This is a genomic window from Ketobacter alkanivorans (assembly GCF_002863865.1).
GTDB lineage: Bacteria > Pseudomonadota > Gammaproteobacteria > Pseudomonadales > Ketobacteraceae > Ketobacter > Ketobacter alkanivorans.
In genome coordinates this window covers 4,227,294-4,250,693 of the sequence record NZ_CP022684.1, presented here as the reverse complement: position 1 = coordinate 4,250,693, position 23,400 = coordinate 4,227,294, and the positions used below count along the sequence as shown (strand labels likewise).

The 23,400-nt window shown below is 50.0% G+C and carries 12 protein-coding genes; 3 read left to right on the top strand and 9 right to left on the bottom strand.

Annotated features, from left to right (window positions below):
- Positions 1–78: 78 nt before the first annotated feature.
- Positions 79–1,095: a response regulator gene (locus Kalk_RS18170; RefSeq protein WP_101895600.1), complete on the top strand. Its 1,017-nt coding sequence runs from the start codon at positions 79–81 to the stop codon at positions 1,093–1,095.
- A gap of 131 nt (positions 1,096–1,226) precedes the next feature.
- Here Kalk_RS18170 and lexA read toward each other — a convergent pair whose 3' ends face one another.
- Positions 1,227–1,862, bottom strand: a complete 636-nt coding sequence (gene lexA, locus Kalk_RS21715) for a transcriptional repressor LexA (protein WP_324772600.1) — start codon at positions 1,860–1,862, stop codon at positions 1,227–1,229.
- A gap of 127 nt (positions 1,863–1,989) precedes the next feature.
- Between lexA and dinB the strand changes: the two genes are divergently transcribed.
- Positions 1,990–3,048, top strand: coding sequence for a DNA polymerase IV (gene dinB, locus Kalk_RS18160; protein WP_101895599.1), 1,059 nt, complete (start codon positions 1,990–1,992; stop codon positions 3,046–3,048).
- On the opposite strand, the gene Kalk_RS18155 is transcribed toward dinB, so the two are convergent.
- Both Kalk_RS18155 and Kalk_RS18150 read right to left on the bottom strand, forming a co-directional pair.
- Positions 3,045–4,220, bottom strand: coding sequence for an esterase/lipase family protein (locus Kalk_RS18155; protein WP_101895598.1), 1,176 nt, complete (start codon positions 4,218–4,220; stop codon positions 3,045–3,047). The genes dinB and Kalk_RS18155 overlap by 4 nt on opposite strands.
- A gap of 173 nt (positions 4,221–4,393) precedes the next feature.
- Positions 4,394–5,821 carry a WS/DGAT/MGAT family O-acyltransferase gene (locus Kalk_RS18150; protein WP_101895597.1) on the bottom strand — a complete coding sequence of 476 codons (1,428 nt, stop codon included), beginning with the start codon at positions 5,819–5,821 and terminating at the stop codon, positions 4,394–4,396.
- 464 nt (positions 5,822–6,285) lie between these two features.
- Between Kalk_RS18150 and Kalk_RS18145 the strand changes: the two genes are divergently transcribed.
- Positions 6,286–7,359: an AraC family transcriptional regulator gene (locus tag Kalk_RS18145; RefSeq protein WP_101895596.1), complete on the top strand. Its 1,074-nt coding sequence runs from the start codon at positions 6,286–6,288 to the stop codon at positions 7,357–7,359.
- 62 nt (positions 7,360–7,421) lie between these two features.
- Here Kalk_RS18145 and Kalk_RS18140 read toward each other — a convergent pair whose 3' ends face one another.
- From Kalk_RS18140 to Kalk_RS18115, 6 genes are read right to left on the bottom strand one after another with little or no spacing between them, the layout of a single operon-like run.
- The gene (locus Kalk_RS18140; RefSeq protein WP_101895595.1) at positions 7,422–8,195 is read right to left on the bottom strand and encodes an outer membrane lipoprotein-sorting protein; all 774 of its coding nucleotides are present in this window, start codon (positions 8,193–8,195) and stop codon (positions 7,422–7,424) included.
- Positions 8,196–8,207: 12 nt separating this feature from the next.
- Complete coding sequence (locus Kalk_RS18135; RefSeq protein WP_101895594.1) at positions 8,208–9,668, bottom strand: hypothetical protein; 1,461 nt, start codon at positions 9,666–9,668, stop codon at positions 8,208–8,210.
- Complete coding sequence (locus tag Kalk_RS18130; protein ID WP_101895593.1) at positions 9,640–10,092, bottom strand: hypothetical protein; 453 nt, start codon at positions 10,090–10,092, stop codon at positions 9,640–9,642. The genes Kalk_RS18135 and Kalk_RS18130 overlap by 29 nt, the downstream gene beginning before the upstream one ends.
- Positions 10,085–12,472 carry a hypothetical protein gene (locus Kalk_RS18125; protein ID WP_158643569.1) on the bottom strand — a complete coding sequence of 796 codons (2,388 nt, stop codon included), beginning with the start codon at positions 12,470–12,472 and terminating at the stop codon, positions 10,085–10,087. The genes Kalk_RS18130 and Kalk_RS18125 overlap by 8 nt, the downstream gene beginning before the upstream one ends.
- A 24-nt stretch (positions 12,473–12,496) precedes the next feature.
- Positions 12,497–18,730 (bottom strand): condensation domain-containing protein, encoded by a 6,234-nt coding sequence (locus Kalk_RS18120; protein ID WP_101895591.1) that lies wholly within the window; start codon positions 18,728–18,730, stop codon positions 12,497–12,499.
- Positions 18,727–23,370, bottom strand: coding sequence for a type I polyketide synthase (locus tag Kalk_RS18115; protein ID WP_101895590.1), 4,644 nt, complete (start codon positions 23,368–23,370; stop codon positions 18,727–18,729). The genes Kalk_RS18120 and Kalk_RS18115 overlap by 4 nt, the downstream gene beginning before the upstream one ends.
- Positions 23,371–23,400: the final 30 nt, after the last annotated feature.

The window sequence follows — 23,400 nt, the reverse complement described above, 5'->3', positions numbered from 1 at the left end:
ATGACGGGCAGAAACCGGATTTCCGTATATACTGGAAGGTATGCCCTTTTCGTCAATGCGTCTTAAGAAGAAGTGCCCATGTCAATCAAACATGCATTGGTGGTAGATGATTCAAAATCTGCCCGATTTTCTCTGAAAAAATTGCTGCAACAGCAGGATATAAAAACAGATTTTGCTGAATCCGCCGGTGACGCTCTGAATTACTTATCCAGTAATACACCAGACATCATCTTCATGGACCACCTGATGCCAGGAATGGACGGCTTCGAAGCAACCAAAGCCATCAAATCCAACCCGGATACCAAAGATATCCCGGTTATCATGTGCACCTCCAAAGAAGGTAACGACTACGCCCAGCAGGCCATTGCCATTGGCGCCTATGCCATTCTGCCCAAACCCGCGCCAGCGGCCACCCTGGCAGCCATACTCAATCGGCTGGATCCTGGCACCGTAGCAAAAGAGGAAGCCAAGGCAGCCGAAGCGAAGCCCACCCAATCCCAAAGCGTTGGTGTCAGCACACGGGTTGTGGAGAACATGGTGCGCAAGGTGTTGGAGGACAAATTTGAATCGTTCCAGAAATCCCTTTCCGACACCATCCGCGATGCACTTCTGAAAGAAATGAAGCAAGAGCTGGATCGTGCCAAATCGGATCTAAGAGCAGAATTCAACAACCGCCTGGACAGCCAGATCCGCGAACAAGGCACCAGCCTCTGCCAACGCGTAGCAGGGGAGATGATTGACAACCGCCTGGAAGAAGTGAATCAGAAAGTCAACGAGATGGTGAGCAAGAGCAAGACCAGCATCGACAACGCGCTGGAAGCGACTCGCCGCCCCTCGCCCGAGCTGATTGAAGAAGTGAAGAAAATCGCCCAATTCACATCGGCCGCAGCCGCAGGTGAAACCGCTAAAGAAGCAGCCGAGGAAGTCAGCAGAGTAGTGGCTCAAGATATCGCCCAGCAAGAACTCAGCGATCTGAAAGGCAATGTTATCGAGCAGTTATCACAAGAAATCAGCAGTAAAATCAATTCCAGTAAAATGCTCGGCCTGGCAGGCCTGATTTGCGGTGCAGCAGCACTGGCCATGATGCTTCTGTAGTCCGATCAGCATCAGAGGTCTAGAACAGGCACATAAAAAAAGGCTGCAGTGGGCTGCAGCCTAACGAGGCAGTAAAAATTGATGGGTGTCGATTTTACTGCGCGAGAAAAATGTTCTGTTTGCACATCACCTTAGTGCAAACGGTTACGCTCCCGGATAACGCCTACAAACAAGCCTTCTACCACCAACTCCTCCGGTGCGACCATAATAGGCTCATAATTCGCATTCTCAGGCATTAACGCCACCTGACCGCCATCCAGCTTAAGCCGTTTTACCGTTACCTCATTATCCACTCGAGCCACAATAATCTTACCTTCGCCAACATTCTCTGTTTTACGAACAGCAATCAGATCACCATCTAAAATGCCAGCATCCTTCATGCTGTCACCACGAACACGCAGCAGATACGTCGGCCGCTCGCGAAACAGGTTCAGCGGCAACGAAAGCTGCCCCTGATGGTTCTCAATGGCCTCAATAGGCACTCCTGCCGCAACAGAGCCCACTACCGGCAGGCTAATCCACTGCTCTACTGCTACCAGGTGCTCTTCTGCATCCCAAGCAACCAGGCTCCAGCACTGAAGATCATCCAACAACGCCTGCTCAAATAGTGGCGCTGCTTGAACCTGATCGAGATCAGGCCAGCTACCCGTCGCCTGATTAAACTCCGCAATCCAATGCATAAACTGCGCATGAGACAGAGATACATCAGACAACTGAACAGTACGTTGTTGGTGCTGTTGCTCGATCGACGAACCGACTGATTTCATATTGATCTCTCCAAGGCCTCTGGGCGCGGAAATAAATGGGTTTCGCTTTATCAGTTTTACTGTATACTTTTACAGTATATCAAGCCTGCTCATTTGGCAAAGAATTTTTTGAAAAAATACCCAGGCCATGAATCGAAAAATCATACATATCGACTGCGATTGCTTTTACGCTGCTGTTGAAATGCGGGATGACCCCAAGCTGCGCCAGCGCCCCGTCGCCGTAGGTGGTGATCCTGGGCGCAGGGGTGTTATTGCTACCTGCAACTATGAGGCAAGGAAATACGGCGTACGTTCGGCCATGGCCTCTGCTTACGCAAAACGGCTATGCCCGGATCTCATCATCATCCCGCCGCGAATCCATTACTACAAAGAGGTCTCCCAGCAGATCCATCGGATATTCCACCGCTTCACCGACATCATTGAACCGCTTTCTTTAGATGAGGCCTATCTGGATGTCAGCGCGCAGCCACATTATCAGGGCAGCGCCACCCGCATGGCAGAGGCCATGCGCAAGCAGATCCGCGCTCAGGTAGGCATCACCGTGTCAGCAGGAATAGCGCCCAACAAATTTCTGGCCAAGATTGCCAGCGACTGGAATAAACCAGACGGCTTATGGGTCATTCCACCCAAAGACACCGATCAGTTTATACAGAACTTACCCATCGAAAAGCTCCATGGTGTAGGCAAAGTAACGGCGCAGCGATTACACAATATGGGAATCCGCACCTGCGCGGATATTCGCCGTTATGACCGTTTCAGCTTTGTGGAAAAAGTAGGTAACTTTGGGGATTATCTGCACCGGCTGGCCCATGGCATCGATGAACGTCCGGTAGAGGCGCGCTCTACCCGCAAGTCCGTCAGCGTTGAGCACACTTACCCTAGTGATCTGCCAGACATCGATTCCTGCCAGAAGAAACTGCCGGAACTGAAAGAAAAACTGGAACTGCGCCTGAAGAAAGCCAACCGCAATCAGCCCATTAAAAAGGCCTTTGTTAAACTGAAGTTTTCCGACTTCACCAGCACCACCATGGAATGCTGCGCAGGCAGTCCATCCCTGGACACATACCGCGAACTATTTGATCAAGCCTTTAAACGCAAACAGCTTGCTGTACGCCTGCTCGGCGTCGGCGTTCGATTCCGGGATCACGAGTCCGCACCCCAGAACCAAATTGCTTTTGAGTTCTAATTCAACCAACTGCGCAATTGATCGTACAAACGTTCATCTTGCAGTAATGTAATGTGACCCACATCATCCAGCATCATTCGCCGTATCTGTGCATGCTCAGCGGGGAAATGAGGCCCACCCATGGCACTTTCTTCTGGTACCAGACCATCACCCAGCCAGCGATTGGTAGGCTCATAGAACTTACGTGCCCCAAGCAATAGATGCTCGCAGTTTTCATAAAAGGGCAAAGGCAGCTGTTGATGGGTTCCATCATGGGGCTCAGTGACATTGGCATGTCGAAGGCTGCGAATGCCCAGGCTGCGGATATTGCCCAGCGCCATCAATGGGCGAGAATACGGTGTTACACCCAATATCGAGTTGGCCATATTGCCGATTTTTTCCATCGGCGCGCCGTCATGAGGTGTCGCCAGATACGCCGCATGGGTTAAAGACTGCAACCAGTGATGCCCGGACTCACCAGCAAAATGGCAGGCACTGCGCACCAGCAGCCCACCCATACTGTGCCCGATTAGACGCAGGCTCTTATCCTGATCACCCTCGCACCACTGGCCTTCCAAAAACTCAGCCAACAAGCGCCCATTCTCCCAGATCGGCAACCCGGTGTTATAGCGCAACCATGCAATGCCATAACCTTGCTCACGCAGCTCTGAAATAAATTGTCGATTATGATGGCCATGCCAGTCGCTTTCACTCAAACACAAACCATGAATAAAAATCACCACACCCGCCGGACTTTGTGCCTTAATCGCAGGCAGGCTCACATCATGACCATGCTCATCCACCAGCTCAGTATGCAGTGCCAGAGGATGATTCCACTCCTGCAACTTATCCCCCATCACACCGTTTACGGCACTGCGAACGCGATGCAAAGGCTGGGACACACGATCAGTAGGAATATGATCCAGCGCGCTGTGCAGCTTGTTGGCACTGTGTTCAAACAGCAGCTTAATCCACAGATACGGCTTCGGCGCCTTGCTGATATCCGCCTCATGGGAGCGATCCCAAGGCAGCGGAGAATCGCGCCATGTATGATGCATTTCGCCAACCACCCGGGTCAGCTCACCACTGGAACGCAGGAACAGAGAAAATATGCCAAACAGCCAGTGTGTCGGCGATAAGCCTGACTTAGACTGCCGCTCAGTAGATGGTTTGGGAGCCAGTTCATTATTCATGTAAATCCCTCAATATCCGTGTACATATGTACACTGTAATTGAGGGGTTACAGGAGCGCAAGTAATAAATACAACTGACCAACTGAATTTATATGCCCATATGATCGAGACAAAAGGCTTTCATATCACATCTACAGCAAACCTAATTCAGTGCACATTCAGTCACTTATTAATTATTCAGCCCTCTCCTTGTGGATTCTTCTAGCCCGTTTTTTAACCGGTTTCGCAGGCGGGGATAGGCCCAGATCCGCTTCCAACTCAATCAAGGCATCATCCAGATACTGTAATAATCGCTGCATGCTGGGCAAGGTCCGACCGCAGCCAACTATGCCGAACTCAAGCCTGTCTTCATAGCTTATAATGGTGATGTTCAGAGCCATATTGTTCACAATGGCCGATACAGGATAAAAACGCTCTAGCTTGGCTCCATTCCAGTATTGTGGCCCAGATGGGCCAGGCACATTCGAAATCACCACGTTAAAGGCCAACCATTTAGACATCAAACCGGTCAACAGCGTCAGCCCACTGGGGGCGAGCGTCAGAGCCGTGTAGTTGACTGCCTCCTCCTTGCTCATACGCTGAAACTTATCCTTTGCCTCATCAACCGATTGCTTGATTACCCCTAAACGATTCAGGCTACCCTTCAAGTGAGTTGCGAGATTGGCCAGAATAACCCCTACCTGATTGCCACCGATGCTGTCGTCCTTACGCAAGGACACCGGAACCATTGCCACCAACGGCAAATCCGGAAGCGCATCGTAAGATTGCAAATAATGCCGTAACGCCGAACCGCACATTGCCAGGATTATGTCGTTGGTGGTCGAGCCGGTTTTCTCAGCTATAGACTTAAGCCGGGAGCGCTCAAATGACTGAGCCGCAAAACGGCGCGAACCGGTAATCGGTTGGTTTAAACGGCAGGCTGGCGCTTTAAACACATTCGCGTACTCAGGATTCTTCCGGGCCGCCTGAATGGTGTCATAAAGCGCGCTCGCTACCGGCTTGATGGTGGATAACTGTCCACCCACCACCGAACCAGCCATCCGCAATGTAGACATCAGCCCCTCTGCTGGCTTCTCCCCCAGCATTCTTGGAGACGGAGGCATTTGCCAAATCGGAAGCATGTCCCGCTCAGCGGGATCATTCCCCAACATACGCATGGTAGTGCGCATAGCGGAAACACCATCCAAAACGGAGTGATGAACCTTGGTGTACATGGCAAAGTGGCGACCATGCATCGCCTCAATTAAATAGGATTCCCACAAAGGGCGGCTGCGATCCAGCAAGTTACTGTGCTCAATAGAGATAAATTGGAGTAACTCTTTGATACCGCCGGGTTTAGGTAGAGCCACATGACGAAAATGGTGATCAATATCGAAGGCTGGATCATGCTCCCAGCAGTTGCCGCTCCAGCGCTCAATCAATCTTTGATCAAAAGGATAGGTTGGCTCATTGCAGGCCCGCATCTGCTCGGCCACCAGGCTAACGTAGTTAGCAGGCGCATCTTTGGGATATTCAAAAATCAACAAGCCCGCCACATGCATAGGCTGATGTCTTCGCTCAAGCCATAGGAACAAATCGTCCAGCAGCGATAACTTTTTCATTTACATAACCTCATTAGGATTCCCAAGAAACATTGCATAATTACTAATCAGTTTTAATCGTTATGAGACATGCAATGTACAACCATCTGAACAACCAAACAGCGGCACAGATCAATACACGAACGTAACCACCCTCACCAACAGCGCAACTGTTGTAAAAATCGGCCACCAACACAGCGCCAGCCTTCCTCATTGAACACCTTATAGCTTACAACTATATAAATATTAATCACCAATCAAATCAGAACGTTAAAAACACGTCCACTTCAAATATACTAGCTACGCAACCGTTCAATAAGGGTGGCCATAAAAATGGCTCAATTGGCCACTAAAGCTAACAATGCACGTTGGTTTGTAACGGAAGTGAGACATAGAATGACTAAGTACATACATTTAAGCAGTAACATTTAACTCTCGAACTCTCATATACTTAATGTTGAAGTCCAAATAAAAAGAACAAGATTATGGATAGAGACACACCTATAGTTTTGCCTGAATACATTGCAGCTTATCTGGAACTGCCAGAGCAGCTTGGCATCAAACGCACCGAACTGAGCAGGAAGTCAGGGGTTGACCTTGATAACCTTTGTGACAACTCCCGCCCATACTCTCTCAACGAAGTTTTAAAACTCGTTGAAGTTTCACTCAAAGAGTTGAACATGCCCTACGGCGGATTAGCAGTCGGCCAGCAAATGAGGCTCACCTGCCACGGCATGGCGGGCGTGTCAGCTATGGCACAGCCAACTTATTCAGAGTGTTTGCAAGCAGCGTGTCGCCTGTGTGAAAAAGCATTTCCTCCGTTCACCATGGAATACTACGAAACAGAATCCACCGTTGGTATTCGGATCATAGAATGTATTCCACTTGCGCCCTATTCCCATTTTTTCTTTGAATCGATAATGGTGAATTTCAAAAACATTTTGCAGTTCCTTTTAGGTAAGGAGTACGAACCAGACTGTATTGCCTTTCCGTACGCCGCACCCGAATACGAGAAGATCTACAAGCGATACTTCAATTGCAAAATCCGCTTCGAGGCGGAACATTGTGATTTTTCTGTATCAAAGAAGCTGGCACGACGGGAGCTACTGCTGGCCAACAAAGGTATTGCTCGCATGGCTGAACAAGACTTTTTAAAGACAGTGCCACCAATCAACCTGAATTACCTACCCAAAAAATTACGATTGGTTTTAATTCAAAGTGCCGGTGCATTCCCTTCACTGGAAACAGCTGCCCGCAAACTCGGTATGAGCGGCCGTACGCTGCGCCGCCAACTGAACAGCCTGGGCACCAATTTTCAGAACGAACTGGATCTGCTGAGAAGAGAGTTTGCAATCAACTATCTCACCAAAAGTGATAAGTGCATTACAGAGATTGCATTGATGCTCGGCTTCTGCGATTCATCTGCATTCAGCAAAGCGTTCAAGAAATGGACAGGGGAATCGCCGAGAGAATTCAAGAAAAACTACGGCCCGCAAAGCAACAACAGTACGGACATTGACTTTGATATGGAGCATCTACACTTGGAAGCTTCCGAGTAAGACGCTCCTACACAAAGGAACACATAAATAAGAGGAACATACAGCGTTCTGGAATTACTATTTTAACGCCAGTTGCGCATCGCCAACTCAGTAAATTCAGAGCTGCGCAGCCCAGTATTCATCTTCAACTCCAGCGATATCATCTGCGTACTCTTACCGGTTTGATGATTCGTCATGGTTATCTGTTTTGGATTCCAGTACTGCCCTTCAAACAACTCATAGCCTTCCGTTTGCATGGTTTTTAGCTGTTTGTTGTCACGATCATAGAATTCAGCCTTAATAGGCCTAAAATATTCTGAATCAATCCAGAGCTGAGTTTTACTGTAACTGGAATCATCAGATTTAGGGAAACGATCAACAACAAAGCAGGTCTGCGCTGCACAAGGCTCCTCCTTCACCAGCTCGAAACGATAATCCTCTGTTTTCTGATCGGATAGATCTTCGAATGTAAACTCACTACCTCGAAACGATGAGCCTTTATTAGAGCTGGTAATCCGCTTCACACGGCGAGTAGAAGGCAGGTACAAATACTGCTTATCACTGGACGATTTCTCGGCCACGGTCAGCAGAGAGATGCCCTTTTCACGCTGTGGCGCTGTAAAAATGGAAAGGCTATAACTGTCACCATTACTCTCAGTCATGGCTTTCATGAGCATCTCACGCTCAGTGCGATCACCACCTTCATCCACCAACACCATTTTTACAGTATGAGTAAGATCCTTAAAACCTTTTCCATTCTGCTTGGCTTTTTCAACGATCTGAAGCCCGGTCAAGGGTTCAGCTATTAACTGACTACTGGCTACCAGTGCCGCTAGGCACAAAAAGCGTCGCATCATAATTCTCACTCCCTAAAAGTGGTAAAAAACATCGACCTGTATGTAGCCATCCCGCTCAATCAGGTTCATTTTCTGAGAATTATCTGAAATCCTTAACAGATCAAATATCGTTTGGGCGGCGGCATCGTAATCTGTCACCTGGTCAAAATAATCTCCATTACCAGCAGAAATCTCGCCCAACCGCTCTACCATTATTTCATATTGTTTCTGGCTGATCGATGTGCCATCAAAGGCTGCCAATACATCATTGATGATTTCTTCGGGTATGGGGTAATTACCCGCCTCAACGTTATCAACCAAGCCCTGAAATTCAGGGAAATCATTAGGATCGAGCCTTGGCTCATTCGCCATAAAATACTGGCCCGTCACGTTCAGCGTCCAGCTCTCACCAAAGTTGCTGGTGAAGAACAAATAGCCAAAGGCCTCGCTGTACTCGTAATCAGCCACTACACCCAAAATCAGATTGCTATCTCTGGCATCATTGAATGCCAAACGGGCAGCCACACCGACATCATGATCGAACAAGCTTGCATAAATATGATCACGACTATCCCAGATAGCCTCCACGTACCAGCTTAGATCAAGCTCTGAATCAAAGACACCACCAAATGTATATTCCAAACCGGCCGCCACGGATTCAAACTGCTCCAGGTTCCCTGTCTGATATGTTGCCTCCAATTTGAGCAGCACATCCTGCCAGGGGTACACCAGATCTACTGAGGTCTGATTCACTTTCTCGTAAACGGGTATCAAATAAGGATCGGCAAAGTCGTAATTGAATATAAAATAAGGGTCACGGGTGACCCCGTAGAAGTGGGAAAGCCCCACGTCCATATCACCCAGACGGGTTTTCCAGCGCGCAGCAAAGTCCCAGCGCCCGGTTTTCCCACGATCGTACTCCTGCTCATCCGGATCAACCAAAATGGGGTAACGCATACGCCCATCTTCGCCAGGAAACCATGCTTTTCGCACATCATACAAAGTATAGAGTTCGATCAGATCATCGCCCCAATAGAAGGACACCGACGCCATAGGTTGCCCAAGCTTACGCTGAAACGGCAACTCTGCCCGATCTTTTTGATTAATAAGATCAGTAATCTTAAACAGCTCGTTGACGCCCCAGCTGACTTGACCCACCCCTAACCTGAACTGGTAATCATCACTTTGGTGCAGCCACAGAAACTCACGGGCATCCAGGTAGTTCCGCTCGTCGTCCACAGAATCGCCGCGCCCGAAAAGACTGACTATCAACTGATCATTGTCTGAAAGAGTCTGATTATAGTTAATCTGAAATGCCGCCGAAGGATAGGCCTGTTCCTCAACCGACTCCCCTGTCTCAGCGTAATACCGCCCCTGACCGTTGAGCCAACCTGAAAATTCGCCTATTTCTGCCTGTAAATGCGTTGAATACAGTAGTGAAACCAACCCAAAACAAGAAAGCGCTTTACTGCACTGCCACTTCTTCTGTTTCATATTTATTTTTTATTTTGTGTAAGCCAAATATATAGGAGCTGCAATAGAGAATAACAACTGTGTATACCGGAAGAACGGTAAGAAGGATATTGGGGGTCGATGCCAGCCAGTGTGCGCACAACATCATCACAAGCGACCCTGAACTGACAATCACCACACACATCGCACGCCCTTGGGAATGATCACCAATTCGATTGTACAGCGCCTCCAGCAGCGCACTGCCAAATGCGGTGGTAATAAAGTTAACGCCACCTTGGAACAAGCCTGAAAGCAACGCCTGATTTGGATCTTCGCGGTTAGCCCAATAAGCCCAACAAAACCAAGTAACAGCAGAGGCAATTGCCGCTGCCATTACCCTGATCCGCGGTGAGCCAACCAATTTCTCATAGCCTTGGGCTAATACTCCCAAACGGGAATCAGTCACGAGCGCCTCGATCAGAGCGCCGCACTCGAACTGGCACTACCCCAGCCCGATATTGGCGATGCGCAAAGATCAAGCCCAGCATAATCAGCATAACCCATTCAATAGCACCGGCGCTGCCTTCTGTAACCTGGATATTACTCAAACCTTCATTGATCATATCACCGATCTGATCCGTCTGATCACCGGTTCCGCCTGGAATGATATCTCCCAGACCACCACCATTTTCTGCATCTTCCACTGCCAGCTGCTTTGCAGCGTTGCAACGCTCTGTATCAAGATTCATCACTTCACAGCGCCAGTCGATTGCACGATGAACGGCAGCCGTACCACCACGATTAAAGTGGGTCAGAAAATCATCAGCTTCGCCTTCATAGATGGCACTTACAATATTATCGATGCTGTTGGCATCATTCTGACCTAGCAGCGGCCCCAAGTAATCGGCAAATGGAACACCTTCCGGGATATTGCCGTCTACACCAAGCAGCCCACTCAGCACTGATACATCATCCAAACCCAAGGTGTTACCAATATCGAATTCACGCAAGGCATTAAGGGTCTCATCCGCCGCTGCCAAGCCAAAGCCACTTTGCACCAACCCAAACCCATTTTCGAAACCATCCAGGCCTTCATCGCCAAAACGCAGGGTTGGCTCTGCCTCAATTACCTCTTTCAACAAAGGCAAATCACTGATCTCGGCTGTAGCGCGAGTAGCATCGTTGGTCATGCTGCCATCACCCAGGGAATAGTGCATTCCGATAGGGCGAGGGCTACGACCTTGCGGCGGGTTGCGATACAGATGCGCAAAGTTATTACCATCGCCGATATCCACATAGTGCTGCATCATTGCCAGTACGAAGGTCAGCTCAGCACCACTCATATTCTGAGGTATAACGTTACTGGTGAAATCATCCCAAAAAGTGGATTCAGAGAAAATCTGCATCATACTTCCGGCACCGTTTACCAGATAGGCTCCATCCAGCTCCGGTGCTGTAGCACCAATAGCCACCCCTAACATGGCACCAAGGGACATACCGTCAAACATGATGCGAGAACCATCAAGCGCAGGGATGTTGGGATAATCGCTGTTGCTCCAGTTAGCCAACACCTGAGGCAGGCTGTACTTGGCACTGCTGATCACCACATTGTGATCCACTGTCGCCTGCACAAACATACCTAACAACTGCATAATGGTTAATGGCGAAGTCACCGCCAGGGAAATATGGGGTTCTTTCAGCGAATCAAAGTTTGTCACTCTAGAGCCATGATTCGGATGATCGATCGCGATAGTGGCCACACCTAAGCGGTCGCCCATAATGTATCCCGAGCGAGTCAACTCCTTGAAATTACCCAAGCCATGACCCCAAACAGAGATAGGGATTGGCTCGGCCTTGTCCCATTTCGGCAGGGTCAGAACAAAATCAGTCACTCGACGGGATGCATCTGGGATATATTGATAAGGAGGATAAACACCACCATCCGGTGAACGGAAATTCACCAGAGACACATCACCTTTCAACGTCACCAAGCCGTAATCGGGATCGCCCAATGCGGTGGTCGCTTGCAAATTACGGATGTAATTGGGATAGGCCAAAGCGGCGTTCACCATGCTCATCATCGGATCCACGACTTCACTTTCTTTACGCACGGTGAACCAGGTAAAGGACAGCACATCGTTCTTATCAACACCGATGCTTTCCATCGCCGATATGGGCGTGCCGTACACATAATTCAAGAGCCAGCCAGCATTGCCAGCAAGCGCTTTCTGAACCCCTTCGGACGGAGTAAATAACTCCACTCCACTGTTACTGTAGAAGCCGGCATTGAGACTGGATTTATACAGCACAGCAATGTATTTCTCCCCGAACTCCAGACGGCTGCGAGGCCAGCCAATGATCACTGGTCGAGTTTCACGAAGGTCGCGCTCAGGCTGTGCGGCGTCACTCAAGGAGACAACCATAGGCACGCGAGCACCTGTCCTCATGTTATACACATGCAGGTAACCCTCGCCATCTTTCGGAATGTCGGACAGCGGCCAGTCATTCAGTTCAAACAGTACTGGACCCAATGCCGAAAAGCCGGTGCTGTCGTTAAAGATTTTGGATGGTTGAAATGATGCAGGAAACTGAATGCGGGCAGGCAACAACGTACGCACGTTACCACTGGTGCGCTTATCCAGTATCGTATCTGAGAAATTATAGCGCCCTACTGTATTTCGGAAGACATCACTAGGAAATGGCAACCCGCATGTTTCGACTGCCAGTGGATTACAACTGCTTGCAGGTGAGATTCCAGCGGCCACAGTAACAGACGAAGCCAAAACGATGCCCAGCATGGAACAGGCTTTCGCTATCCAGTTCAGGGGATTCCCAGATCGTCGCACAATGTTTCCCATTGACCTTCTCTCTTATGCCAAATGTTCGCGTATCCGTTGGAACGTTTCAGGCTGCTTCACAATGCCCTGATGATCAGCCTGAATCAACGTCCATTTGATTCGGTTATTGTTATCATTCCAGCCCAAGTCATCGCGACCATGTGTATGCAAAGCCGCTTTAAACAAGCTTATGTCCGCATCCACCAACTCACCCTCTATTTGATAGCTGAGTAAGCATTTCAAGCGTTTATAATAGGCTTCCCACCACTCTACCAACATTTCCTCAGTAACTTCAATTGCAATTGTTTCTAGATATTGTTGCAGCCATTGTAACTTTTTGTTGTGGGTCTCCTGCTGATTAAAGTCAGCATACTTATCAATACTGAGCCCTAACTCAACTGCAAACATCAAACGCTGAAAGTCTTCGTCAAATGTGATCTCATGCAAACCATCGGCAAAACCGCTGTCCAACATGATTAGCTTGGGCAGGCTATCGTAACCCTTTGAAAGCTGACGCAGAATTTCATAACCAAGGACCCCGGCCATAGACCAGCCAACCAAGATCGTTTGCTCACCGACAAGCCCAGCACCGGCTAACAACTCTATAAATCGACTGGCCACTTGGGACAACTCTGCTTGGGAGGCATCTGCGGCAGGCATACTGGCCGCATAGCTTTGATAGCCTGATAAATTTGCTACCATTTGACCATAAGCGCCGGATAACCCTAACGCCGTAGGTAAATACACCAATTTGATAGGGCTGGACACATCGGGGTTAATCACATCCAGCCTGTAACGGTCGCCGCGCTTAATGCATTCGCTCAAGGTCAGCGCCAAACTGTTATCTGCCACAGATGACCCAGCAATCTGCGCCAGCTCACGTATAGTGGGGTACTGGAACAGATTGGCCACCGAAATCGGCAGCCCCAGCTTATTGTTGATAGCCGAGACAACTTGGGTCGCATTAATCGAATGCCCACCATATTCGAAAAACGAGCGGGACACATCAGTGACAGGGCGCCCAAGCACATCGCTCCAGATTGCAGCAAGATCTTTCTCTATTTGGTTGGCAGCCGCTTCACCCTGTTCATCTGCTTGGGATAACTGCTGCTGCAAGCGCTCCACTAACACCACGCCGTCTGCAGATCGCTCGAACGGCTCTGCTGTGAGATGAACTTGCCATAGGGGTGTATGAGCATGGGGCATTAATACAGGCGATATTGCCTGTAACAGCGAACGCACCCCATCAGCTTGCTGACAACGGCTAACGTCCGCAAACAGATCTATTTGCTCAATGGATCGATTGGCCGGGCTGAGTTGACCCTGAATTTCGGGGTTTGACGGATCAAGACCAACAAAGTAATTGGCGGGTGCTAATTGCAGCAATCGCTGTATTAGCTTGGAGTCCTGCTGGGTATTTAGTGGTAAAAACCCTTTATTGCGCGCCATCTGCAATTCAGCTGAGGTGAATTGCGCGGCCATACCAGCACCCTGCCATACACTCCAGTTCAAACACCAGCTACGTACCGAAGTGTTGATATTCAGATGATCTGTAACCGCTGACTGCACAGCATTGGCTGCACTATAGGCCGCCGCCGCCTGCCCACCAAAATAACTATTGAGTGAACCATATTGAACCAGTACGCTGCGCGGCCAGTTGGCTTGCAGGTAACTGGCGATTGCCAAAGCACTTTCAGCTTTGGCCTGCATGACCCCTGACCAGTGTGATGCGGTTATAGATTGCAATGGAGCCATATCCATATGGCCGGCCAGATGGAAAACTCCGTCTAACTGGGTACGCCCTGCAATCTTGAGCCCGTCTGCAACTGAACGCTCTATAGTGGAGACATTCCAGTCAGACAGGCACAGGTAATGAATATTACTTGCGCCGAATCGTGCCGCTAGCTGATTGAAGCGTGATTGGCGACGAGGGTCAGATTCAAGCGATGTACGACCGCTCAGTAAAACACAGGCTTTACGTTGTTGAATCAGATAATCACATAAAGGCTCAGCCAAGCCACCCAAGCCACCGGTTATCAGGTAGGTGCCTCGACGTGCAATCAAATCATTGGGCATTGGGCTTTGCGGCACGTTGGTCAGGAGCTGCTGATAATGCAAACCCTTGTCCTGCCACACCGAAGTGCCCGGCGCGGGAATCACTGGCACTTCAGCGGCAGCACTTACCAAGCATGAAAGCTGCCCCATACCGGTTTCCTGGCGCAAGGTCTCAACCAATGGTTTTATCCACTTCAGCACATCTGAAGTATCAGACTGCAGCCAGATGGATATCGGATGCTGACCCTGCGCGTGAGACAATACGTCACCAACGCGCTTCAGCAATTGTGTGAATTCAAAAAGTGAATCGGGCGCGCCAGCCAGCTCGCCGCCGTATACGCCCAAATCAATTATCAGTGGTTCCAGCAAAGCCAAGGATAAACCGTTGGATTCAGCTTCATCCAGCATCATCACCTTTGGCGCAGCCACGCCATCAGAATCCACTTTGGTTACATAGGTGTCTAGGGCAAATACGGTATCAACCAGGGCCTGCGCAGAGCGATGTCGAACATCAAAGTCCGTAACGTCATCATCATAAAACCCCGACTCGAACAGCTTTTTAAACTGCCCACGCTGGATCTTGCCACTTGTCGTTTTGTAGAATTCGTCTCGCTTCACCGCGATAGCATAGTGAGCAACCACTCCAAAGCTCTCCGCCACCCTGGCAATGATCTGACGTTCCATCGCCGTGCGCTCGGCGTCATCATCCGCTACATAGAACAACACTAGCGAATCGTCATTTCCACCTTGATTGAGATTGACACCTGTGGCCGCAACAAAGGTCGGCAACACACCTGCAACCTTGCTGGCAGCCTGCTCCAGCTCAAAGCAATAGAAGTTTGCGCCGTTCACCACGATCATTTCTTTTTCGCGGCCGGTAAGAATCAGGCGCTTATTCCAGATAAACCCCAGATCGCCGGAATTGAACCAAGCATCACCGACAAAGGCTTCAGCATTTGCATCAGGGTTATTCAGGTAACCTGGAGTGATCACAGGCCCGCGAATTTGCATACGGCCAATGACACCTTCTTTCACCAACTGATTTTTGTCATCAGTAATGCGCACTTCCACACCAGGTATAACTGGCCCCAAATCCACAAAGCCATGACTGGCGTTATTGGCCTCTACCACATCAACCACGGACAGATCGCTAGTGGGCCTGAAATGCACCGACAACTGCGTAGACGAGTGATTATTGTAGGTCATACAGGTACAGGCTTCAGCCATACCAAAAGCAGGCTGCACGGCATCGGGGTGAAGCCCAAAGGGCTTTAGGGCAGCCGTAAAACTTGCCACTACCGGTGCCAAAACCTGTTCACCTGCGTTCATCAGAATTTTTACGGAACTGAGATCCAGCCCTTGAAGAGAAGCCGAGCCTTTCAGAGCATCAATAATTCGCTGGAAAGCAAAGTTGGGTGCCCAACTGAAGGTTACCCGATAGCGGGACATGGTGTGCAGCCACCGAACCGGATCAGCCAAAACCACCGTTGTAGGCAGCTGCACCTGCTGAATACCCAGCACAATATCTTTGAGATGTGTGGTTAGAATCGGAACCACGTGGTCGAAGGGTAGCCAGTTCAGACTGACATCATCACTGCTGTAACCATTAAACCGGGCAGATGACGCCACATGATGAAGGATGCCATGATGGGTAATCTGAATTGCCTTAGGTGTACCTGTACTGCCTGAAGTAAGCTGTAGAAAAGCCACCGGATCTGTACTCAACCGCTCCGGTTTGTATTGAGCTTCATGCTCCAACAAGGCATCCGCATCAATTACCTGCTTGCTTTCACCTAACCAACGACGGGAATCTTCAACTCGCTCTCGATCTGCCGCGATGACCAATTGATCAAAATTGTGAGAAACATTATAGAGCTTTTGTGCCACACCGTTGCGTTCGTGATAGTGCTCAGGCGTGGCCACCACCAATGGGCGAATGCCTGACACAATAGCACCCCACCACACCGCAAAAAATCTGCGATCAAAACGCATTTGTAGCAACATGATTTCGCCAGCATTTACACCGGACCGCCGCAATCCTTCTGCCGCTGCATAGGCATCCTGCTCCAGCTGGGCATAGGTATAGAGAGATTCCTGACCGTCGCCATCAACAAACAGAAAACCTTTCTCTGGATATTGTCTAGCCGTATTCTGCAAAGCTTCGAACAGATGCTTTGGTGCACCTTCTGCATGTTGGAATGACTCCCCTACCATCCATGCATCAGGCCTACTCTGCAAATCAATGGACTGCACAGGCGTAGACACTGGCTTCGAGCCTGCTTGCCCCTCCAAATCATCCTTGGAATAGGTCGGAAGTAATTTTCGACTGCGAACAACAATCAGATCATCACTGCCCAAGTCTTTGTCTGCCAGTTGCTGCGACAAACGCTGCACATTCACCGCACTGATTTGACGCAGCGCCCAATAGTCTATATCGCCATTCGACAACGTTGGCATCCGCGGTAGACACACAACGTCGTGATAACTGGTTTGAAGCACCGGACGTATCGAAGCGCCAACTTGGTTACTGCACTCAACAACGATACGCTTGAACTCAGCACCCTGCATATCCTGATCCAACAAAGACCTGAACTTCATGCCTTGAAGACTTGGTTCCAGTGCGGCGACCTCTTGATCCAGAGCACTTTCTCTGGCCTTGCGATCACTGGACTCTGCGCTGCCAGGTATATCACTTAACAAACTGTGGATGCAGGTATCACCATCAATCTGCAGAAAAACGCTCATGATACGCTTAACATCCAGCGCTATCTGGTTCACCGTATCGTGATTGTATAAACTGGTCTGATAGGTCCAGTTTAGTTCGAAATGATCACCCAGATCGCTCACCGCCAGCATCAAATCGTACGGCGCTCCACGGGGGCCCGACATCGGCAACACATCTTTGATAAAACCATCTTTGGGCATCATGTCGGCGTTGCCCTGATGCCACACAAACATCAACTGGAATAATGGCGTACGGCTACTGTCTCTTGGTGGGTTACAATCCTGAACCACAATAGGGAATGGACACTCTTGATGCTCCATCGCCGCCAGAAGCGTCTTTTTAACGTGACTGAAAAGAGAACCCAGTGTCTGTGTTGGCTGCACCGATGCACGCAGCACCACCGGGTTAGCAAAATCCCCCACGACCTCATCCATGCCCTTACGCGAACGACCCATGGTCGGCGTACCTACCAGAAAATCTTGGGCACCGGATCGGTGGTGAACCAAAAGCTGGAAAGCGGATTGCACGAAGACAAAAGGAGTTATGCTGTTTTGTTTACAAAACTGCTTGACCGCTTGATACTGATCCTTCTCAACGATCTGCTTTATGGTCTTGGCTTGCAGTTGCAGCACGGGTGGGCGAGGCTTGTCTTGTTGCAGAGAGACCGTTAACGGCGCGCCGTTTAATTGCTGCTTCCAGTAAAAGCGTTCTTTTTTTCCTCGAGCGCTGTCCATGAATGACTGCTGCCATTCCACATGCTGACGGTATGTAGCGGCTGCCGGTTGCACTGAAAGCGGCTCACCTTTTGCCGCTTTCCCATAAAAGGTTTTAATGTCCTGCGCTACCACCAGCAACGCCCATAAATCTGCGCCCACATGCTGTATGGTGGCAATCAGGATGTCACCCTGAACACTGTTCTTGATGATTTTAACACGCAAGCAGGATTCATTCTGAAGATCAAACGGAGCATCTGCCTCCTGATCCAGCTGTCGCTGTAATTCCGCAGCATCCCACTGACTACCGTCGATAATGCTCAACGGAGTTTCTATGTGGCTCCACACTCTTTGCCGCGGGCCATGCTCGGTATCAGTAAAGGTAGAGCGCAGCACCGGATGCCGCACAAGCAAAGCATGAAACGCCTGCCTAACTGCACCTTCATCTACATCCATTGCCAAAGTACAGGCAAAGGTGGTGTTGTAAGCAGGGCTGTTGGGAGCAAATTTATACAACATCCAGATAGCTCCCTGGGTAAACGCCAGGGGGTATTCGTCTATCAATTCTGCCTGTTGTACCACTTGAGATTGACTGGCTTCATCCTGAAGCCATGCCAAAATGTCAGGCTTGTTAGCCTTCAGAATGGCCACCAAGTCTTGCGTCATCAGCTCCTTGGGAGCTTTAAAGCGTAACGCGTCTCCTTCCAGCCATAGCTCCAGCCCCTTATCCAGATGGGGCTGAAGTAACTGCTTCACTGCATGCTCTGCACTCATAGCACACCTTCAACCAGCGCGTCGTCCTCGTCCTGTTGATCCGTTGCTGAGGCTCCGTCTACTTGCGCGCCGTATCCTTCTGCCATCCATTGGGATACATCCCGAAGATTGGCACCACCCAGCATACGCACCACTGGCAGCTCCACTTCGGTCACTTTAGTCACACGGTTCTTGAATTCCACGGCCAGCAGCGAATCTATACCCATATCAATCAATGGCTGAGTGTCATCTACTTCATCGGGCATTAATTGCAATGCTTTGGCCAATTGCTGCTTCAAATAAACCAACAGTTTTTCTGCCCGTTCATCTTCCGCACATTCTGCCAACTCTTCTTTAAACGCAATATCTTCTGCATTGAGCTCTACTTCTGCACTCAGCAGCTCACTGGGATCAACGGGATCTTGCACCGATTTCAGAAGCGTACCGACTGATGTGATTTCCATCAAAGGCTTGAATCGGTTCCAGACAATATCAGCCACAATGATCTGGCCTTGATCGCTATTTAGCAGGCGTCCGAATGCCTGGGTACCAATGGTTTTATCCATTTGCAGCAGCCCACGCTTTTCCGCCTGATCACCGGACTCATCGGTAACCATACCGGACTCGGCCCACGGCCCCCAGTTCAAGCTGATACCCGGCTTGCCCTGCTGACGTCGACGCTGAATGATGGCATCCACCACCTGGTTAGCAGCAGAGTAATGAAAGTTACCTGCAGAACCCCACACCGATGCAATTGATGAATAACCGGCAAAGAATTCCAGAGGGTCTTCAGCAGTGAGTTCATCCAACCATTGCATACCCAGAACTTTGTTTGCCATGAGCTGACGGCAACGCTCCGTAGTAAGATCTTGTACGGGGCACAGCTCAAATAAACCGGCAGCATGCACTACACCGTAGATGCTTCTGTCCTTACGCAGGGAACCCAACACCTCTTTCAGTTCATCCCGATCAGTAAGATCTACTTTTGGCACAACTACTTGAGCACCCTGCTTGCGCAGGTTTTCAACCCGTGCATCCGCATCACCTTTGATACCGGATCGGCTCAACAATGCGATATGCCTGGCACCCATCTTGACCATCCACTCAGCAATGGACAAGCCTAAGGAACCGGTACCACCTGCGATCATGTAAAAGCCATCGTCTTTAAGTTTTCGGTTTCGATTGGATAAGCTACCCGCTGTAACCCTGACAACGGAAGGCGCCAATATTTTCTGCTGACGCACGGCAACCCAAGGTTGAGAAACACCTTTACTAATAACCTCAGCACATCGATTGGCTACAGTACTACTCCACTGCTCAACATCAATGACCGAAAACATCTTGCCGGCCAGCTCCAGTGCGAGGTTTTTGGCAAAACCTAACACCATGGCTTGTGCAGGTTGCACCTCAACTTTCTGACCTGGTGTTTCAGTGGCTGATTCCGTTACTAGCCATAACTGTACGTGAGGGCACTGCTGCACCGTTTTGGCGATGGACAGTATCATACCAGTCAACGCATCGTATTGTGATGGCGATATCTGGGCACCAAGACCGGCGGTGGACACGACGAGCTTAATCGGTTGCTGCTCACTGGCAGAATCAAATGCCTTGGCCAGCAACGCAGAAGCATCCCCTACTGGTGATACTGTTTCCTTCTGTTGTGCAATTTCCATAACCGCGCCGCTATCACTCACCTCAAAACACCCAGTGGTGACAGAGGTAGCATTTGCTCCTACCTGTGAAGCAAATTCATCAGCAATGGAATACGTTGGGAACAACAGCAACCAAGAACCCTGCCCGACGGGCAGTTCGTTCAGGGTCTCGGTTGCATCCCAACGTAACTGGTATAGCCAATTTTTGGCTTTTTCTGGTAGTTCCTGCCGTTGCATGTAAGCCCGCAGGGTTTCGTTCCAGTAACTTTTACGCTGGTAACAATAGGTGGGTAACACCACTGGCACCACGTGTTTAACCGGCATGATCTGGCCCCAGTTCAACTCGAGACCTGCAACATACAGTTGGGCCATGCTGCGAGTCAGGGTATCCAGGCCACTATGGTTTCGCTGCAAGCTGGCCACGGTTACCAAGCGAGTTTCACTGTGATTTTCCCGATGATCCTGAGCCAGGGCATCTTGTAACATCGACACCAAGGCAGCGCCGGGGCCCACTTCCAGGGCCACATCCATCTGCGCCTCCAGAATGCCTTGGGCGCAAGCCAGGAAATTAACCGGGTTGCGAATCTGCTGCACCCAATATTCGGCATCGGCCATCTGCTTGCCTACATGCTGCCCATTCAAATTGGACAGTATACGCATACGGGGCGTCACAAACTTGATGCCTTTTATGGCAGCGCGGAACTGCTCCAGCACAGGGTCCATGGCCTTAGTATGGAATGCGTGCTGTACTGGTAGTAGACGACACTCTACGGCTTGTGCCTGTAACGCATTTTTGAGTGCTTCAATGTGATCGGAATTACCGCCGACAACCGTATTCTGCGGCCCATTGACAGCACAGATTTCCAGCTCAGGGTGAGCCGAGATCAGCTCCTCTGTGCGTTCGCGGTCAGCAAACACAACCAGCATGGTTCCCTGTTCAGTTTCACCCATCAACCGAGCCCGTGCGGCAATCAGAGTACAGGCATCTTGCAGGCTGAATACGCCAGCAATGGTTGCAGCCGTCACCTCTCCGACACTGTGCCCGGCCACACAATCGGCTTTCATCCCCCATTGCATCCAGGTCTTGGCCAATGCGTATTCCAACGCAAACAAAGCAGGCTGAGTATAACGGGTTTGATTCAGCAGTTCGGTCTGATCCCCCCACATTACCTCGGTAAGGGATTGATCCAACAACGGGTTCAGCTGCTCCAGCACCTGATCAAAAAACTGGCGAAACACAGGTATTCGCTCATAAAGCTCTTTACCCATACCTTCAAACTGCGCACCTTGGCCCGAAAACAGAAACGCCATTTTGTGAGTTGGTTTTTCTTTCACTCCGCGCAGAATGGCATCATTTTGCCCACGCTTTTCACCCAGCAGTTCGCTCAGATGATGAGTGTCTTTCGGCAAAAATACCGTGCGGTATTTGTAGTGGTCACGCCCGGCTGTGCAGGTTCTTGCAATCTGATCCACTGTCAATGAAGGGGTCACGTCCATGTGAGCTTTCATTGCATCCTGCCACAGGGATACTGCCAGGGGCTGTTTGGCAGAGGTTGTCACCAAAGGCGGCACCCAAGGGGCTGGCTCTGGTGAAGATTCTTCAGCTTTCTGTTTTGGTTTGTATTCTTCAAAAATTACGTGAACGTTGGTTCCGGTAAACGCAAACGCGCTCAAACCCGCCCGCAATTTGCCATCTTCAGGAGCATATTGATCCCACTCGGTGAGTTTATCTGTCACCTTAATGGCCATCTTGCTCCAAGGTATATACGGGTTGGGCGTGTGATAATTAATATGGGGAGGAATGGTGCGATGCTGAATCGATTGAATCAGTTTGATCATCCCAGCAGCTCCGGCTGCCGCTTCGCTGTGACCGATATTGGTCTTAGCAGAACCCACTAATAGCGGGTGGCGACGACTCTGACCGGCACAATACACCGTATTCAGTGCTCCCAACTCTATGGGATCACCCAAAGGCGTACCTGTGCCATGGGCCTCAACGTAGCTTACATCCTGAGGTTTGAGTTGCGCCTGTTCCAGGGCCGCACGAATAACATCTTCCTGTGCGGACTCATTGGGAGCCGTAAAACCTTGGGATTTACCGTCTTGATTCAAGGCCGTGCCCTTTACCAGGGCAAGTATGTTGTCACCATCAGCCACCGCATCTGACAGCCGCTTGAGCATCACGACCCCGCAACCTTCTGAACGCACGTAACCATCAGCAGAAGCATCAAAGGTTTTGCAGTGGCCGTCTTCCGATAGCATGCGCGCCTTAGCAAATACGATAGAGATGGCTGGGTTCAACACCAAATGCACACCACCGGTGAGCGCTGTATCACACTCACCCTGACGCAGAGACTGGCAGGCATAATGCAATGCAGTGAGTGACGATGAGCACGCGGTATCCAGTGCCAACGCCGGGCCTTTGAAGTTATAAAGATAAGAAATGCGACACGGTGCCGCACTCATGGCATTACCAATACCCTGCCAAGGTGTCAGATCTTCAGCCTTGCCCAAGATGCTGCCAAGGTGGGCATAATCCGCCGAAGCAATTCCCACGAAAACACCTGTACGGCTTCCATTCAGTCGGCCGGGTGCATAACCTGCCGATTCCATTGTTTCGTGACAAACCTCCAACAACAGTCTGTGCTGTGGATCGATGTCTTCCGCCTCTCGTGGAGAAACACCAAAAAATTCTGTGTCAAACAAGTCGGGCTCATCAATGATGCCCAGTCCTTTGCTGTAGATTTTTCCCGGTGCGTCCGGGTTTGGATCATACAGATCGTCCATATTCCAGCGTTCGTTATTATCCTGCTGGGTAATACAATCTACACCGTTGTAAAGTCGATCCCAAAACGCGTCAGGACTGGTGGAGCCGCCAGGATAGCGACACCCCATGCCGATGATTGCGATGGGTTCGTGGGCGGCCTTTTGATATCCGGCCAGCTGGCGCTTCAGCGTTTTAATTTCTTTTAACGCGTTCAGCATCAATTCTTGTGTTGATTTGCTCATGTCTGCCCCCGAGCACAAAAAGGAAATGGC